This window comes from Accumulibacter sp. (assembly GCF_029255285.1).
GTDB lineage: Bacteria > Pseudomonadota > Gammaproteobacteria > Burkholderiales > Rhodocyclaceae > Accumulibacter.
Window position 1 is genome coordinate 1 of sequence record NZ_JAPUVI010000055.1, and the last position, 15,494, is coordinate 15,494.

Sequence of the window (15,494 nt, forward strand, 5' to 3'; positions counted from 1 at the left end):
CTGCTCACCCGAGCGCTGTGGCCGCGCAGTTCGCCAAGGAGCTTGCCGTCGAGACCCCACAGGCGCGCGGTCTTGTCTTGACTGGCGGTGACGATGCGCCGCCCGTCGGGGCTGAAGGCGGCACTAATCACCGAATCATTGTGGCCGCGCAGCACGGCGAGGAGCTTGCCGTCGAGGTCCCACAGGCGCGCGGTATTGTCGCTGCTGGCGGTGACGATGCGCGGTCTGTCGGGGCTGAAGGCGGCGCTCCATACCGAATTGTCGTGGCCGCGCAGCTCAGCAAGGAGCTTGCCATCGAGGCCCCACAGGCGCGCGGTCTGGTCTTGACTGGCGGTGACGATGCGCCGCCCGTCGGGGCTGAAGGCGGCACTGTTCACCGAAGCGCCGTGGCCGCGCAGCTTGGCGAGGAGCTTGCCGTCGAGGTCCCACAAGCGCGCGGTTTTGTCATTGCTGGCGGTGACGATGTGCTGCCCGGCGGGGCTGAAGGCGGCACTGGACACCGAATCGTCGTGGCCGCGCAACTCGGCAAGCAGCTTGCTCTCAAGGTCCCACAAGCGCGCCGTGGTGTCACTGCTCGTGGTGACGAGACGCCGCCCATCGGGGCTGAAGGCGGCACTCTTTACCCTATTGCCGTGGCCATGCAGCACGGCCAAGAGCTTGCCGTCGAGGTCCCACAGGCGTGCGGCATTTGCGTCGCTAACGGTGACGATGCGTCGCCCGTCGGGGCTGAAAGCGGCACTCTCCACCGAAGAGCTGTGGCCGCGCAGTTCGGCAAGGAGCTTGCCATCGAGATCCCACAGGCGCGCGGTCTTGTCGAAGCTGGCCGTGACGATGCGCCGCCCATCAGGGCTGAACACCGCACTAAGTATTCCGTCATCGTGGCCACGCAGCACGGTAAGGAGCTTGCCGTCGAGGTCCCACAGGCGTGCGGTCTTGTCGAAGCTGGCCGTGACAATACGCCGCCCATCGGGGCTGAAGGCGGCACTCCACACTGAATCGCCGTGGCCACGCAGCTCGGCAAGGAGCCTGCCGTCGAGGCCCCACAGGCGCGCGGTCTGGTCTTGACTGGCGGTGACGATGCGCCGCCCGTCGGGGCTGAAGGCGGCACTCTCCACCCGATTGCGATGGCCGCGCAGCACGGCGAGGAGCTTGCCGTCGAGGTCCCACAGGCGCGCGGTCTGGTCCCCACTGGTGGTGACGATGCATCGTTCGTCGGGGCTGAAAGCGGCACTCTCCACCGAAGAGCCGTGACCGCGCAGCTCGGCGAGGAGCTTGCCATCAAGATCCCACAGGCGCGCGGTCTTGTCTCTACTGGCGGTGACGATGCGCTGCCCGTCGGGGCTGAAGGAGGCACTATTCACGGAATTTCCGTGGCCGCGCAGCTCGGCGAGGAGCTTGCCATCAAGATCCCACAGGCGTGCGGTCTTGTCGCCGCTGGCGGTGACGATTCGCCGCCCGTCGGGGCTGAAGGCGGCACTGTTCACCGAATCGCCGTGGCCGCGCAGCGCGGCGCGGGCCGGCAGATCCTCGGCATGGAACGCCGCTTGCAAGGCCGACGGCGTGGCGCTCACCCTTAGCGCGGCGCGCGCCAGCAGCAGGCTCGTGTCGTGATCGCCCAGTGCGCGCCGCGATTCGGCCGCCGCGGCTAGCTCGCCGGAGCGCGCCAATCGCGCCTGTTGCTCGGCGGCATGCTGCAGGTCCTGCGCCCGCTGCCACAGATAAGTCATCGCCAGCGCGACGGCGAAGCTCAGCACGGCGAAGCCGGCGAGCCTCCTGTTCGCCGCCGTCCAGAAGGTCGGCCGGTGCCGCCTCACCCATTGCCGGTCGAAGTGCTCGCGATAAAGCGCATTGCGCATGACCAGCCGGCCGTCGACCCGTTTGGCGAGGCCGGCGAGGCGCAGCCGGTTGTGTATCGGCGACTGGTCGTCGCAGGCCAGCGGCCGGTCGGCGAGCAGCGCGGAGCAGCTTTCGAACAAGGCGCTGAGCTGCTCCTTCGGCGCCTGCGTCAGGTAGTTGGCGATGAACTGGAAGTGCGGGTCGCCCTTGGCCTGTTCGCCGAGCAGCGAGCGGCGCGCCAGCCGGTCGATGTCGGCCTCGGCGTTCGGCTGGTCGACAAGCAGCAGGCCGCACAGCTTGCGCGTCAGGAAGGGCTGGCCGCCGGTCCAGTGGAGCACCCGCTGCAGGACGCGTGGGACGTCTTCCGCCGGCAGGCCGATGGCGGCGACCAGCGGCCGCGCTTCGTCCGGCTCGAAATCGTTCAGTTCGACGCGCACGCCGATGTTGAAAGGCGTGTGCAAGGCGTCGTGGATGAGCTCGGCCGGCGTCGCGACGCCGATCAGCACGAAGGACAGGCGGGCGAAGGCGGGCTCGATGGCGCGCAGGTTGTGCATCGCCCGGATGGCGGCGAAGAAGTCGTCGGTGAAATCGAGTCCGAGCGTCGAATCGATTTCGTCGACGAAGACGACGAGGCGGCCGCTGGTTTCCGGCAGGACGACTTCGCGGAAATAGGCGACGAAGCCGTCGCCGAGCGTCAGCGTGCGGCGGCGCCGGTCCCACCAGTCGTAGAGCTCGGTCGCCGGCGCGCAGGCCGCTTCGATACGGTCGAGGACGCTGAGGTACCAGCGCTCGGCATCGCCGCCTGCGGTGCTGCCGGACGGCGACAGGTCGAGGGCGGCGACCGTCGTTCCCTCGTCGCGCAGGGCCTGCGCGGCGCGCGCGACGAGGCTCGATTTGCCCATCTGGCGCGAGCTGAGGACGTAGCAGAAGGTGCCGGCGCGGCACAGTTCGAGCAGTTGCGCGTCGGCCGCGCGTTCGACGTAGAACGGGTCGTCGGGCGGCAGCGCGCCGCCGGCGTTGGCGAGCCGCGCTTCAGGCATTCAGCACGCGGCCGAAATAGCGCCCGTAGAGTCCGTTGCGGGCGGCGATGCGGCCTTGCCGTTCGACGATCAGGCCGCCCTCGAGCAGGCGGCGGCGGTGGTCGTCGGGCGCCGGCTGGCCGGCCAGCAGGCGGCGCAGCGCCTCGCCGAGGCCGGCGAAGTTGACGCGCGCGAGCAGTGTCCGCAGATGGTCGCCGAAGATCCCGCTTTCCGAATCGGCGTTGCCGTCTTCGGCCGGGTAGCGCCAGCGGCCTTCGGCGATCTGGTTGAGCGCCAGCCGGGTCAGGAAGGGGTGGCCGCGCAGCAGTTCGTAGAAGCGCGCGCGATCGGCCGCGGCGGCGATGGGTGCGCCGTAGCGCGCCTGCAGCGCGTCGACTTCGCGCTGGTCGAAGTCGTCGATCTCGATGGTCGTGCCGACGTTGAACGGCGACTGATTGAGGTCGGAAATCAGCATCGCCGGTTCGGTGCCGACGACCATCATCAGGTTGAAGGGCGCCCAGTGCGGCGGGTTCTTGCCGCGCGCCTGGTTGACCCAGGAGCGCAGCAGCGGGAAGAACAGGCGGCCGCCCGGCTGATCGAGCAGGGTGTCGCATTCGTCGAGGCCGACGACGAGCTTGCGGCCGCCCAGCGCCGGCAAGACTTCGCGCTCCAGATAGCGCGTCGCGCGCGTTCCCGGATCGCGCCGCGCGTGCGTCTCCCAGAAGTCATCGACGTTCGATGGGAGCTGCAACTGGTATTCGATCTCGGCGCAGAATTCACGCAGCAGGGTATCCGCATCGGCGCGCGTGGCGTCGGCGAAGCGCTGCAGGTCGATGGCCACCACCGCCTGCTCGCCGCGCCGCGCATCGCCCAGGATGCGGCCGAGCAGCGAACTCTTGCCGACCTGGCGCGGGCCGCGAATGACCAGCGTGAAGGCGTGCGCCCGGCACTCGCGGGCGGCCAGCGTGTCGGCGTGGCGCTCGACGTAGTAAGGCGAGTCGGGCATCGCGGCGCCGGCCTGTTCGAGCGGCGCAATCGGGTTGCAGGCGGCGGCCGGCCGGCCGGCCGCGGCGTCGGCCGGGCCGGCCGGGGGAATCGCCGGCGAGCGGCGCCAGACGTCGTCGCCGGCGCCCGGCCCGCCTTGCGCCATGGCGTCGAGCAGCGCGGCGGCGAGGTGTTCGGTGTCCGGCTGGCCGCTCCAGGTCGCGTGCTGGATGCCGGACAGCGCGGCGCCGAGGTGGTAGGGCAGTTCGCCGGCGAAGGCGACGCGCACCGGCAGGATGCCGTCGACGATGCCGCGCGCCGCTTGCGCGCGCCGCGCGAGGCGCACTTCCTCGGCGACCATTTCACTCGCCGCCGCGGCGGCCGAGAGCAGGAGGACGAGGTAGTCGCAGCTTTCGAGATGCGCCTGGATCGCTCTCGCCCAGGGCTGGCCGACGATCAGGCTGTCCTGGTCGCGGAAGACCTGGTGACCGGCCGCGCTCAGGCGGCGATAGAGTTCGCCGGCGAGTGGCTCGTCGAGTTCGGTGCCGCGTTTGTAGCTGATGAATATCGTCGCCATGCGCGTCTCTCGGAAAGGCGGAAGGGGGCGCCGACGATTCTGTCACAAAAGACCTGGCGCGCCAAAGGACGGGGCGGCGTCGCCAACTAGGGCGCCAGTACGTGCTTTTCCTTGCCTTTCTGGGCCAGCGTGATCCGGCTGCCGGCGCGGTCGGCGGCCAGCCATACGGCGGGTTGTGTGTCGCCGTCCAGCAGAACGAGTGCCGAGCCGTCGGAGGTCGCGCCGAGCTTGACGCGCACCTCGCCGTTGCCGCTGCGCAGCCGGATCTGCCCGGCGCCGTCGTCGGCGGCGTGGATCTGCGCGACGATCTGGCCGTCGGGCGCGAGAATTTCGATCGATCGCGCACGCACGACGTCGTGAACCGGCGCCGCCTCGGCGCCGGCGAGCCGGTCGGAGCGGGCGAACAGGTGGGCGACGAGAAGGAGGGCGATGACCGCCAACAGCGACTGGCTGATTCGGGAACTCATGGGGCTTACCTCCGGTTGGCCGGGGAGAAACTGGCTGCCCGCCTGGTTGGGGGCGAGCGATGACGGGTCGGCGCGGCTTCTTCGTTCGTTTTCGTTCTACAGCCCGCCGATCGGCAGAAAGACCATCACCGCGGCCGATTGCGTCAGGCGCGAGAGAGCGCGGCCCTGGCGGTCGGCGACGACGCTGGCCAGCAGATCGAGCAGGCCGATCTGGCGGCCGAACTCGCGTTCGAAGGAGAGATTGGGCCGCGCCGGGTCGAGTTCGTTGGCGAGCAGGAACGGTTCGCCGGCCGCCGTGCGGTCGTTGCCGAGCTTCCAGACGGCGACTTCGAGGTTGCGCGCGCAGCGGTAGAGCTTCGTTTCGTCGAGGCTGTCGAACAGGTAGAAATCGGTCTTGTCGTCGAATGCGGCGTCGGCCATGCTGAGCAGACCGAAGGACAGCGCGGCGACGCGGTCGCCGGCGTAGGTTTCGCTGAAGGCCAACTGGGCGGCCGGGCCTTCGCGCGCGCCGCCCAGTTCGGGCAGGCCGCCGCTGCGACGCGCGCGCAGACGCTCGAGCGCCGCGTCGCGGTTCGCCAGACCGGTCTTCTTCCATTCCCTTGGGTTGCGCTTGTAGAGCTTGTCGGCGATGCGCAGCAGCCCTTCCTCGACTTCGCGGCGCACCGTGTCGGCCAGGCGGTCGGCTTCGGACTTGACCAGGTAACGGGCATGCACGTCGGTCTCGCTGCGCCCGTCCTTGCCCAGGCGGGTGGCGCAGCCGGTGAGCAGGAGGAGGGCGGCGAGCAGGGCGAGGAGGAGGAGGCGCGCGCCGGCCGGAGCGGCGGGCCGGCAAGCCGTGCGGTGAGCGACCGGCCGCGCCGCGCTCGCCGATGGCCTGCCGCTCACCCCGGTAGCGGTTCCGGATTGCCGAGCGCCGTCGTGTTCAAGCCGCCATCGACGTACATGATCTCGCCGGTGACGGCGCTCGCCAGGTCGGAGAGCAGGAAGGCGGCGGCGTTGCCGACTTCGTCGATCGTCACGTTGCGGCGCAGCGGCGCGTTGTGCGCGTTGTAGGCCAGCAGGCGCGAGAAGCTGCCGATTCCGGATGCGGCGAGCGTCTTGATCGGGCCGGCCGAAATGGCGTTGGCGCGGATTCCCTGCGGCCCGAGGCAGAAGGCGAGGTAACGCGTGGCGGCTTCGAGGCTGGCCTTGGCGAGTCCCATGGTGTTGTAGTTGGGCAGCGTGCGTTCGGCGCCCAGGTAGGACAGCGCGAGCAGGGCCGGCTGGCGGCCTTTGAGCAGCAGCGGCCGGGCGGCCTTGGCGAGCGCCGGGTAGCTGTAGGAGGAGACGTCGTGCGCGATGCGGAAGGCGTCGCGCGTCATGCCCTCGAGGAAGTCGCCTTCGATCGCCTCGCCGGGGGCGTAGGCGATCGAATGGACGAGGCCGTCGAGGCCGTCCCAATGCCCGGCGAGGTCGGCGAACAAACGGTCGATCTGGGTGTCGTCGGCGACGTCGCAGGGAAAGGTCAGCGTGCTGTCGAATTCCTTGGCGAATTTGCCGATGCGATCCTGGAAGCGCTCGTTCTGGTAGGTGAAGGCCAGTTGCGCGCCTTCGCGATGGCAGGCGCGGGCGATGCCGTAGGCAATCGAATGTTTGGACAGCACGCCCGTGATGAGGATGCGCTTGTCGGCGAGGAATCCCATGAGTTCTCCTGTGACTGAAATTGTTCTGGTTGGTCGCGCTGCTCTGCGAGTCTGCTTTAACCCACGCATTATAAAGGAATTGCCCCCGATGCCAGCGATTGTCTGGCGAGCGGTCGGAGATCGGCCGCCGCCGCCGCCGGGGCCCGCGACGCCGACTTCGCGCTACACTGCGCGCCATGCCGTGGTTCCGTTTTTTCTTCGCCGCCCTGTCGTTGCTGTTCGCCGCTTGCGGCAGCGAGCAGAACGATCCCTATCCGGCCGGCGAGCGCGGCAGGAACATTCTCTACGCGGGTTTCTCCGAGCGTCCCAAGCATCTCGATCCGGTGCAGTCGTACACGGAGGACGAAATCACTTTCACGGCGCAAATCTACGAGCCGCCGCTGCAGTACCACTATCTGAAGCGGCCTTACACGCTGATTCCGGCGACCAGCGAGGCGGTGCCGGTGGCGCGCTACTATGACGAGCGCGGCCGGGAACTGGCGGCCGACGCACCGGCGGCGCAGATCGCGCTGAGTGTCTACGAGATTCGCCTGCGGCCGGGAATCCGTTATCAGCCGCATCCGGCTTTCGCCACCGACGCGGCCGGCGAGCCGCTCTATCGCGATCTCGACCGCGAGCGCCTGCGCGGCATCGAGCGGCTGGCCGATTTTCCGCTGACCGGGACGCGCGAACTGGTCGCCGACGACTATATCTACCAGATCAAGCGCCTGGCGCACCCGCGCCTGCATTCGCCGATCTTCGGCATGATGGCCGAGCGCATCGTCGGCCTGCGCGAACTCGGCGCCGCGCTGCAGGCCGCCGCGCGGTCGCTGCCGGCCGACGCCTGGCTGGACCTCGACCAGTATCCGCTGCCCGGCGTGCAGCGCGTCGATCGCTACACGTATCGCTTCACGCTGCGCGGCAAGTACCCGCAGTTCGTCTATTGGCTGGCGATGCCCTTCTTCGCGCCGGTGCCGCGCGAGGTCGACCGCTTCTACGGTCAGCCGGGAATGGCCGAGAAGAATCTGACGCTCGACTGGTATCCGGTCGGCAGCGGCCCGTTCATGCTGACCGACAACAATCCGAACAGTCGCCTGGTGCTCGAACGCAACCCGAACTTCCATGGCGAGACCTACCCCTGCGTCGGCGAACCGCAGGACGAGGCGGCCGGCCTGCTCGCCGACTGCGGCCAGCCTTTGCCGTTCATCGACCAGGCGGTCTATACGCGCGAGAAGGAGAGCATCCCGTACTGGAACAAGTTTCTGCAGGGCTACTACGACGCGTCGGGAATTTCTTCCGACAGTTTCGATCAGGCCGTCCGTCTCGGCGTCGGCGGCGACGTGCAGGTGTCCGACGAGATGCGCGACAGGGGGATCACCTTGCTGACCAGCGTCCGCGCGTCGATCTTCTACCTCGGCTTCAACATGCTCGACCCGGTCGTCGGCGGCCTGGCCGAGCCGGCGATCAAGCTGCGTCAGGCGCTGTCGATCGCCATCGACCAGGAGGAGTTCATCTCGATCTTCATGAACGGTCGCGGGATCGCCGCCACCAGCCCGCTGCCGCCGGGGATTTTCGGCTATCTCGAAGGCGAGGCGGGCAACAACCCGGTGGTCTATGACTGGGTCGACGGCAAGCCGCAGCGCAAGCCGCTGGCGGTCGCCAGGCGATTGCTCGCCGAGGCGGGCTGGCCGGATGGCCGCCACGCGACGAACGGCGAGCCGCTGGTGCTCTACCTCGACACGACGAGCGGCGGCATGGGCGACAAGTCGCGCCTCGACTGGCTGACGCGCCAGTTCGCCAAGCTCGACGTGCAGCTCGTCGTGCGCTCGACCGACTTCAACCGCTTTCAGGAGAAGATCCGCAAGGGTGCGGTGCAGCTCTACTACCTGGGTTGGAACGCCGACTATCCCGACCCCGAGAACTTTCTCTTCCTGCTCGCCGGGCCGGAGGGCAAGGTGGCGAAGAGTGGCGAGAACGCTTCCAACTATGTCAATCCCGAGTTCGACCGCCTGTTCGAACGGATGAAGAACATGGAGAGCGAGGGGCCGAGCGGCGCCGAGCGGCTGGCCATCATCCGCCAGGCGGTCGCCCTGCTGCAGCACGATGCGCCGTGGATCTACGGCTTCCATCCGACGACCTACACGCTCGGCCACGTCTGGCTGCACAACCGCAAGCCGAACGACGTCGGCCACAACGTCCTCAAGTACCAGCGCATCGACGTCGCGCAGCGCCAGCGTCTGCGCCAGGAATGGAATCGGCCAGTGCTCTGGCCGCTGGCCGCGGCGGCGCTCGTTCTGCTCGGCCTGGTCCTGCCGGCGCTGCTCGGCTATTGGCGCCGCGAACGCGGCACGGCCTGAAAGGAGCCGGCCCGCCATGTTCGCCTACCTCGTTCGCCGCCTGCTCTACGCACTGCCGATCCTGGTCGGCGTGAACCTGATCACCTTCGCGCTCTTCTTCGTCGTCAATACGCCGGACGACATGGCGCGCCTGCAGCTTGGCGTCAAGCGCGTGACGCCGGAAGCGATCGCCAAGTGGAAGGCCGAACGCGGCTACGACCGGCCGCTCTTCGTCAATCCTGCGGCGGCCGGTCTCGGCGTGCTCACCGAAACGATCTTCTTCGCCAAGTCGGTGCGCATGTTCGCCGGCGATTTCGGGCGCGCCGAGGACGGCCGCGACATCGCGCGCGAGATTCGCTCGCGCCTCGGGCCGTCGCTCGCCATCGCGTTGCCGACCTTCGTTCTCGGTCTGCTGGTCACCGTTTCGCTGGCCTTGCTTCTCACCTTCTTTCGCGCCAGCTATCTCGACTTCTGGGGCGTCGTCGTCTGTGTGGCGATGATGTCGATCTCCGGTCTGTTTTACATCATCGGTGGCCAGTACCTGGTCAGCAAGCTGTGGAAGCTGGTGCCGATCTCGGGCTACGGCGGCGGCCTCGAAGCCTGGAAATTTCTCATCCTGCCGCTGGCGATCGGCGTCGTTTCCGGCATCGGTTCGTCGACGCGCTGGTATCGCACGATCTTCATCGAGGAAATTTCGCGCGACTATGTGCGCACGGCGCGCGCCAAGGGGCTGTCCGAGCTGAACGTGCTGTTCCGGCATGTGTTGCGCAATGCGATGATTCCCATCCTGACCGGTGTCGTCGTCGTCATTCCGCTGCTCTTCCTGGGTTCGCTGCTCAGCGAATCGTTCTTCGGCATTCCCGGCCTCGGCAGCTACACGATAGACGCGATCAAAGCGCAGGACTTCGCCGTGGTGCGCGCGATGGTCTTCATCGGCTCGCTGCTCTACATCGTCGGCCTGATGCTGACCGATGTTTCCTATACCTTCGTCGATCCGCGGATTCGCTTCCACTGATGGACTTTCTCCCGATCCTGCTCTGGTCCGACCTGCTGATCTGGCTGCTGGTGCTGGCGGCGCTCGTTCTGGGCGGGTGGTCGGCGCGCAACCCGCTGCTGCGCGCCGCCTGGCGGCGGGTCGGCCGCAGCCGCGCCGGGATGGCGTCGGCGACGGTGCTGATCGTCTTCGTCGTCGTCGGCCTGCTCGATTCCCTGCACTACCGGCCGCGCCTGGAAAGCCGCGCCGGCCAGCCGACGGCCTACGCCGTCGAGGTGCTGTCGCTGCTCGACGCGTTGCTGACACCGCTGCGCACGCGCAGCGAGAAAACCTATTCCGCGCCACTGGCGACGCGCGCCTACGCCAAGGAAGCGATCGACAGCCGCGACGCCGACGGGCAGTTGCGCCAACGGCGCGACTATCCGCGCCTCAAGTATGGTGGCGCGCACCTGGGTGCCGACGAGGCGCGACGCGACGCCGACGTCGGCCAGCGGCTGTGGCGCGGACTGGCGATCGCGCTCGTCGTCTGGTCAGCCGTGGCGGCGGCGACGACGGCCGCGCTGGCGCGCGCCGCGGGCGCTTCGCCGGGCGAGGCGTGGCGGCGAATCTGGCGCAACGAGTGCGACTTCGCCTGGAACGCGGTGCTCGCCACCAGCGCGGCGCTCCTGCTGCTCGCTTCGTCGATCGCGACGCTGGCGGTCGATTATCACGTCTTCGGCACCGACAAGGTCGGCCAGGACGTGCTCTACCAGATTTTCAAGAGCGTGCGCACGGCCCTGGTCATCGGCCTGCTGACGACGCTGGTCACGCTGCCGCTGGCCATCGTTTTCGGCGTCCTGGCCGGCTATTTCCGCGGCTGGGTAGACGATCTGATCCAGTATCTGTACACGACGCTGAGTTCGATTCCCGGGGTTCTGTTGATCGCCGCCGCGGTGCTCATGATGCAGGTGCTGATCGACACGCATCCGCAGTGGTTCGCCACGGCCGCCGAGCGCGCCGACCTGCGTTTGCTGGCGCTGTGTTTCGTTCTCGGGCTGACGAGCTGGACCGGCCTGTGCCGGCTGCTGCGCGGCGAGACGCTGAAGCTGCGCGAACTGGAGTACATCCAGGCGGCGCAGTCCTTCGGCGTGGCCGACCTGCGCATCATCGGGCGCCACATCCTGCCCAATCTGATGCATCTGGTGATCATCGCGCTGGTGATGGATTTTTCGAGCCTGGTGCTGGCCGAGGCGGTGCTGTCCTACGTCGGCATCGGCGTCGATCCGACGATGATCAGCTTCGGCACGATGATCAACAACGCGCGTCTCGAGCTGGCGCGCGAACCCATGGTCTGGTGGTCGCTGGCGGCGGCCTTCGTTTTCCTGTTCGCGCTGGTGCTGGCGGCGAATCTGCTGGCCGACGCGGTGCGCGACGCTTTCGATCCCCGCCTGGCGGGGGCGGCATGAGCCCGGCGTCGGCGGTGGACGATAGCGGCGCCGGGCGGCTGCTCGAGGTGCGCGCGCTGCGTGTCGCCTTCGTTGGCGGGGCAGCCGGCGCGCTGCTGCCGGCGGTCGACGGCGTCGATTTCGAGATCGCCGCCGGCGAAACGCTGGCCTTGCTCGGCGAATCAGGCTGCGGCAAGTCGGCGACGGCGCTTGCCTTGTTGCGCCTGTTGCCGGCCGCCGGCCGGATCGTCGGCGGCGCCGTGCGCTTTGCCGGGCGCGATCTGCTGCGCCTGCCCGAGGCCGCGATGCGCGGTGTGCGCGGCGGCGGCCTGGCGATGATCTTCCAGGAGCCGGCGACCAGCCTCAATCCGGTCTCGACCGTCGGTCGTCAGCTCGCCGAAGTGCTCGCGTGCCATCTCGGGCTGGCCGGCGCCGCGGCGCGCGAGCGTTCGCTCGAACTGTTGAACGCGGTCGGCATTGCCGACCCGGCGCGCCGTCTCGGCGAGTATCCCTTCCAGCTCTCGGGCGGCATGAAGCAGCGCGTGATGATCGCCATGGCGCTGGCCGGCAATCCGCGCCTGCTGATCGCCGACGAGCCGACGACGGCGCTCGACGTCACCATCCAGGCGCAGATCCTCGAGCTGTTGCGCCGCCTGCAGGTCGAACGGGCGATGGGCATGCTGCTCATCACGCACGATCTCGGCGTCGTCGCGCAGATGGCGACGCGCGTCGGCGTCATGTACGCCGGCGAAGTCGTCGAGCAGGCGCCGCGCAACGTCTTTTTCGGCGCGCCGTGCCATCCCTACACGCGCATGCTGTTCGCCGCGCTGCCCGATCTGGCACGGCGTCGCGGTCGGCTGGCGACCATCGCCGGGCAGCCGCCCCGGCTGTCGGAAATGCCCGGTGGCTGCCGTTTCGCCGCGCGTTGCCCGCAGGTGCAGGAGATTTGCCGACACCAGTCGCCGGTCTGGCAACAGGTGGCGGACGGGCATCTGGTGCGCTGTCATTTCGCCGGCCATCCGGGCGGTGAAAGCGGCGCCGCGGCAGCCGATATTCTGCCTGGCGCCGACGTCGTGGCCCGGCAGGCCACGGCGGAGCCGCCGCTGCTCGCGGTCGACGACCTGCGCGTGCACTTTGCGATCCGCCGCGGCATCCTGCAACGTACCGTCGGCTACGTGCGGGCGGTCGATGGCGTCTCGCTCGAACTGGCACGCGGCCGGACTTTGGCGCTGGTCGGCGAGTCGGGCTGCGGCAAGACGACGGTCGGCAAGGCGATCCTGCAACTGATCGCCAGCAGCGGCGGCAGCGTCCGCCTGCTCGGCCAGGAAGTGAGCGGCCTGCCGCGCCGCGCGCTGCGGCCGTTGCGGCGCAGTTGGCAGATGATCTTCCAGGATCCTTTCGCGTCGCTCAATCCGCGCCTGTCGATCGGCGAGATCATCGGCGAGGGAATGCAGGCGCTGGGCATCGCGGTGCAAGGGCAGGGCAGGGCGGCGGCGATCGCCACCGTGTTGCAGCAGGTCGGGCTCGACGGCGCCGCCGCCGGGCGCTACCCGCACGAGTTCTCGGGGGGGCAGCGGCAGCGTATCGCGATAGCGCGCGTTCTGGCCGTGCAACCCGATCTGGTGATCTGCGACGAACCGACCTCGGCGCTGGACGTTTCGGTGCAGGCACAGATCCTCAACCTGCTCGGCCGGCTGCAGGACGAGATGGGGCTCGCCTACCTGTTCATCACGCACAACTTCGCGGTCGTCGACCATCTGGCGCACGAGGTGGCGGTGATGTACCTCGGGCGCATCGTCGAGCGCGGGACGGTCGACGAGGTATTGCGTTCGCCGCATCACCCCTACACGCGCGCCCTGCTGTCGGCGGTGCCCAGCCCACGGCTCGGCGCGCCAGTCGATTTCATCCGTTTGCCGGGGGAGATTCCGTCGCCGGCCGATCCGCCACGCGGCTGTCACTTCAACCCGCGTTGTCGGCAGGCCAGCACCATCTGCCGCGACAGCTATCCCGCGCCCACCGCCTTGTCGGCGACGCACACGGTGCGCTGCCACCTCTATCCGTAGGCGTGGCCGGGGTCACCCTCTCGGCCATGGTCGAGGCTGCCCACGGCGCGGCGGGCCGCTCAGAGGGTGTTCTGGACGAGCTGGATGGTCAGCGTCTGGCCCGCTTTGATGTCGGTCGGCTGCAGGCGGTTCCAGCGCAGCAGGTCGTCTTTCTCGACCTTGAACTGACGGGCGATCGAGACCAGCGTGTCGCCCCGGCGGATCGTGTACTGGGCGAGCCGGGTCGACTTGCGGGCGTTCGGCTTGGCCGGCTCGGTCGCGGTATCGGCCTTCTTGCCCGCTTTGGCGTCGCTGCCGGCGACCTTCTGACGGTTGTCGGCGGTCGCCTTGCCGGGGCGACTGGCGGTGGCGACTTCAGGCGCTTCTTGCCGCGCCTTGCTGCTGCCCGCCGCCGACGCCTTGCCGGCCGGTTCGGGCGCGTTGAGCGCCAGCCGGCTTCCGGCGGTCAGCCGCTCCGTCGGCAGTCTGTTGATCTGTTTCAGTTCGGACGGACTCATTCCGTAGCGTTTGGCGACTTCGCTCAGCGTCTCGCCCTTCTGCACGACATGCGTCCTCGTCGGCGCGACGACCGGCGCCGCTTCGCTGCGCGTGGCGGCCGGCTTGCTCTCCACGGCCGCCAGCGCGCTGGCGCGCGTCGCCGGCGCCGGCCGACTGTTCGTTTCAGCAGCGGCGGCGACCGTGAGCCGGGTGCCGGCATTCACCTGGTTGGCCCGCAAGCCATTGAGCTGCTTCAGCTCGGCCAGACTGAGACCGTAGCGCTGCGCCACCTTGACCAGCGTTTCGCCTCTGGCCACGGTATGCGAGCGAGTCGCTGCGACGGGCGCCGGTTCGAATTTGGGCAGGCGTGGTTCCGCGGCGGCGCGTGCCGGTGGCTCGGGAGCCACTTCCTGTTCGGGCAGACCGGCCAGATCGGCGGCCTCCGCACCCTCCGACCCGGCGACCAACAGCGTCTGGCCGGCCGAGAGCTTGATGCGGCCGTTGATGCCGTTGACCGCCTTGAGGTTGGCCACCGTCATACCGAAGCGCGGCGCGACCTGTTCGAGCTTCTCGCCGGCGCGCAAGGTGTAGGCCTGCCACGACGAGAGCGGCTTGTCGCTGCCTTCGTGGGCTTCGAGATTGCTGATGAAGGTGTCGACCTTGTCGGCCGGAATGACCATCGGCGTTTCGGACTTGATGACCGGCCGATTGTGCGCCGGGTTCAGTGCCACGAACTCCTTGACCGGCATCCCGGCGAGTTCGGCGGCGAGCTTGACGTCGATGTTGGCGGTCTTGGTGACCGTCGCGAAATAGGGGCGGTTGGGAACGCCGCGGATGTTCAGGTTGGCGAGAATGTTCGGGTTGCTGAAGATGTTCTTCAGAGCTTGCAGTTTGGGCACGTATTGCCGGGTTTCCTCAGGCATTTTCAGGCTCAGGTAATCGGTCGGCAGTCCTTGCGCCGCGTTCTTGCTGATCGCCCGGCCGACGGCGCCTTCGCCCCAGTTGTACGAGGCCAGCGCCAGGTGCCAGTCGCCGTGCAGTTCGTAAATGTATTGCAGATACTCGAGCGCGGCGGCGGTCGACGCGACGATGTCCCGCCGGCCGTCGATCCACCAGTTCTGCTCGAGCTTGTACTGCCGGCCGGTTGCCGGGACGAACTGCCAGAGGCCGGACGCGTGGCTGCGCGAATAGGCGGTCGGGTTGTAGGCGCTCTCGACCATCGGCAGCAGGGCAAGTTCCATCGGCATGCCGCGCTTCTCGATCTCCTCGACGATGTGGTGCAGGTAGCGGCTGCTGCGCTCGACCATGCGGCGCAGGGATTCCGGGTGGTTGAGATACCACTGCTGGTGGTGGAGGACCAGCGAGTTGTTGATGTTGGGCATCGAGAAGCCCTGGCGAATGCGCTGGTAGAGCTCTTCGGGTTCGGAGGTCAGGTCGATGGTCTCGGGAAGCGCGCTTGGCGCGACCAGTTCGATGACCGGCAAAGCGCCGTCGGTACCGATCTGCAGTGTGGAGTCACCGCTTGCGGCGCGGTTGGCGCTGCGCTCCGGCGGTGTGGCGAGGAGTGAGCGAAAGCCCTGTCCAGTCGCTTCCTCGGCAGAAGCGGCACCGCAGGAAAGAGAAAAAGCGATAGCGAACGCGATGCGTGGCGTCATC

The 15,494-nt window shown here is 68.4% G+C and carries 10 protein-coding genes; 4 read left to right on the plus strand and 6 right to left on the minus strand.

Annotated features, from left to right (window positions below; genetic code table 11):
- From Q1M07_RS07525 to fabI, 5 genes are all read right to left on the minus strand, one after another.
- The coding region (locus tag Q1M07_RS07525) for an AAA-like domain-containing protein (RefSeq protein ID WP_300452623.1) at nt 1-2,876 on the minus strand (2,876 nt) is incomplete at its 3' end.
- Nucleotides 2,869-4,416: an AAA-like domain-containing protein gene (locus Q1M07_RS07530; protein WP_300452625.1), complete on the minus strand. Its 1,548-nt coding sequence runs from the start codon at nt 4,414-4,416 to the stop codon at nt 2,869-2,871. The genes Q1M07_RS07530 and Q1M07_RS07525, both read right to left, overlap by 8 nt.
- A gap of 86 nt (nt 4,417-4,502) precedes the next feature.
- Nucleotides 4,503-4,883, minus strand: coding sequence for a hypothetical protein (locus tag Q1M07_RS07535; RefSeq protein WP_300452627.1), 381 nt, complete (start codon nt 4,881-4,883; stop codon nt 4,503-4,505).
- A gap of 96 nt (nt 4,884-4,979) precedes the next feature.
- Nucleotides 4,980-5,768, minus strand: coding sequence for a hypothetical protein (locus Q1M07_RS07540; RefSeq protein ID WP_300452629.1), 789 nt, complete (start codon nt 5,766-5,768; stop codon nt 4,980-4,982).
- Nucleotides 5,765-6,565: an enoyl-ACP reductase FabI gene (gene fabI / locus Q1M07_RS07545; protein WP_300452631.1), complete on the minus strand. Its 801-nt coding sequence runs from the start codon at nt 6,563-6,565 to the stop codon at nt 5,765-5,767. The genes Q1M07_RS07540 and fabI overlap by 4 nt, the downstream gene beginning before the upstream one ends.
- Nucleotides 6,566-6,741: 176 nt before the next feature.
- Here fabI and Q1M07_RS07550 point away from each other — a divergent pair, with 176 nt between their 5' ends.
- Genes Q1M07_RS07550 through Q1M07_RS07565 form a run of 4 tightly spaced genes read left to right on the plus strand, consistent with a single transcriptional unit; the run spans nt 6,742 to nt 13,361 of the window.
- Complete coding sequence (locus Q1M07_RS07550) at nt 6,742-8,901, plus strand: ABC transporter substrate-binding protein (RefSeq protein ID WP_300452633.1); 2,160 nt, start codon at nt 6,742-6,744, stop codon at nt 8,899-8,901.
- 16 nt (nt 8,902-8,917) lie between these two features.
- Nucleotides 8,918-9,895: an ABC transporter permease gene (locus Q1M07_RS07555; RefSeq protein ID WP_300452635.1), complete on the plus strand. Its 978-nt coding sequence runs from the start codon at nt 8,918-8,920 to the stop codon at nt 9,893-9,895.
- Complete coding sequence (locus Q1M07_RS07560) at nt 9,895-11,319, plus strand: ABC transporter permease (protein ID WP_300452637.1); 1,425 nt, start codon at nt 9,895-9,897, stop codon at nt 11,317-11,319. The genes Q1M07_RS07555 and Q1M07_RS07560 overlap by 1 nt, the downstream gene beginning before the upstream one ends.
- Nucleotides 11,316-13,361, plus strand: a complete 2,046-nt coding sequence (locus Q1M07_RS07565; protein WP_300452639.1) for an ABC transporter ATP-binding protein — start codon at nt 11,316-11,318, stop codon at nt 13,359-13,361. The genes Q1M07_RS07560 and Q1M07_RS07565 overlap by 4 nt, the downstream gene beginning before the upstream one ends.
- 59 nt (nt 13,362-13,420) lie before the next feature.
- On the opposite strand, the gene Q1M07_RS07570 is transcribed toward Q1M07_RS07565, so the two are convergent.
- The gene (locus tag Q1M07_RS07570) at nt 13,421-15,493 is read right to left on the minus strand and encodes a LysM peptidoglycan-binding domain-containing protein (protein ID WP_300452641.1); all 2,073 of its coding nucleotides are present in this window, start codon (nt 15,491-15,493) and stop codon (nt 13,421-13,423) included.
- Nucleotide 15,494 lies beyond the last annotated feature (1 nt).

What these genes read in the sequence shown, in the direction of transcription:
- fabI (WP_300452631.1), bottom strand. Translation starts at nt 6,565, where the DNA reads ATGGGATTCCTCGCCGACAAGCGCATCCTCATCACGGGCGTGCTGTCC.
- Q1M07_RS07570 (WP_300452641.1), bottom strand. Translation starts at nt 15,493, where the DNA reads ATGACGCCACGCATCGCGTTCGCTATCGCTTTTTCTCTTTCCTGCGGT.
- Q1M07_RS07535 (WP_300452627.1), bottom strand. Translation starts at nt 4,883, where the DNA reads ATGAGTTCCCGAATCAGCCAGTCGCTGTTGGCGGTCATCGCCCTCCTT.
- Q1M07_RS07560 (WP_300452637.1), top strand. Translation starts at nt 9,895, where the DNA reads ATGGACTTTCTCCCGATCCTGCTCTGGTCCGACCTGCTGATCTGGCTG.
- Q1M07_RS07565 (WP_300452639.1), top strand. Translation starts at nt 11,316, where the DNA reads ATGAGCCCGGCGTCGGCGGTGGACGATAGCGGCGCCGGGCGGCTGCTC.
- Q1M07_RS07550 (WP_300452633.1), top strand. Translation starts at nt 6,742, where the DNA reads ATGCCGTGGTTCCGTTTTTTCTTCGCCGCCCTGTCGTTGCTGTTCGCC.
- Q1M07_RS07555 (WP_300452635.1), top strand. Translation starts at nt 8,918, where the DNA reads ATGTTCGCCTACCTCGTTCGCCGCCTGCTCTACGCACTGCCGATCCTG.
- Q1M07_RS07530 (WP_300452625.1), bottom strand. Translation starts at nt 4,416, where the DNA reads ATGGCGACGATATTCATCAGCTACAAACGCGGCACCGAACTCGACGAG.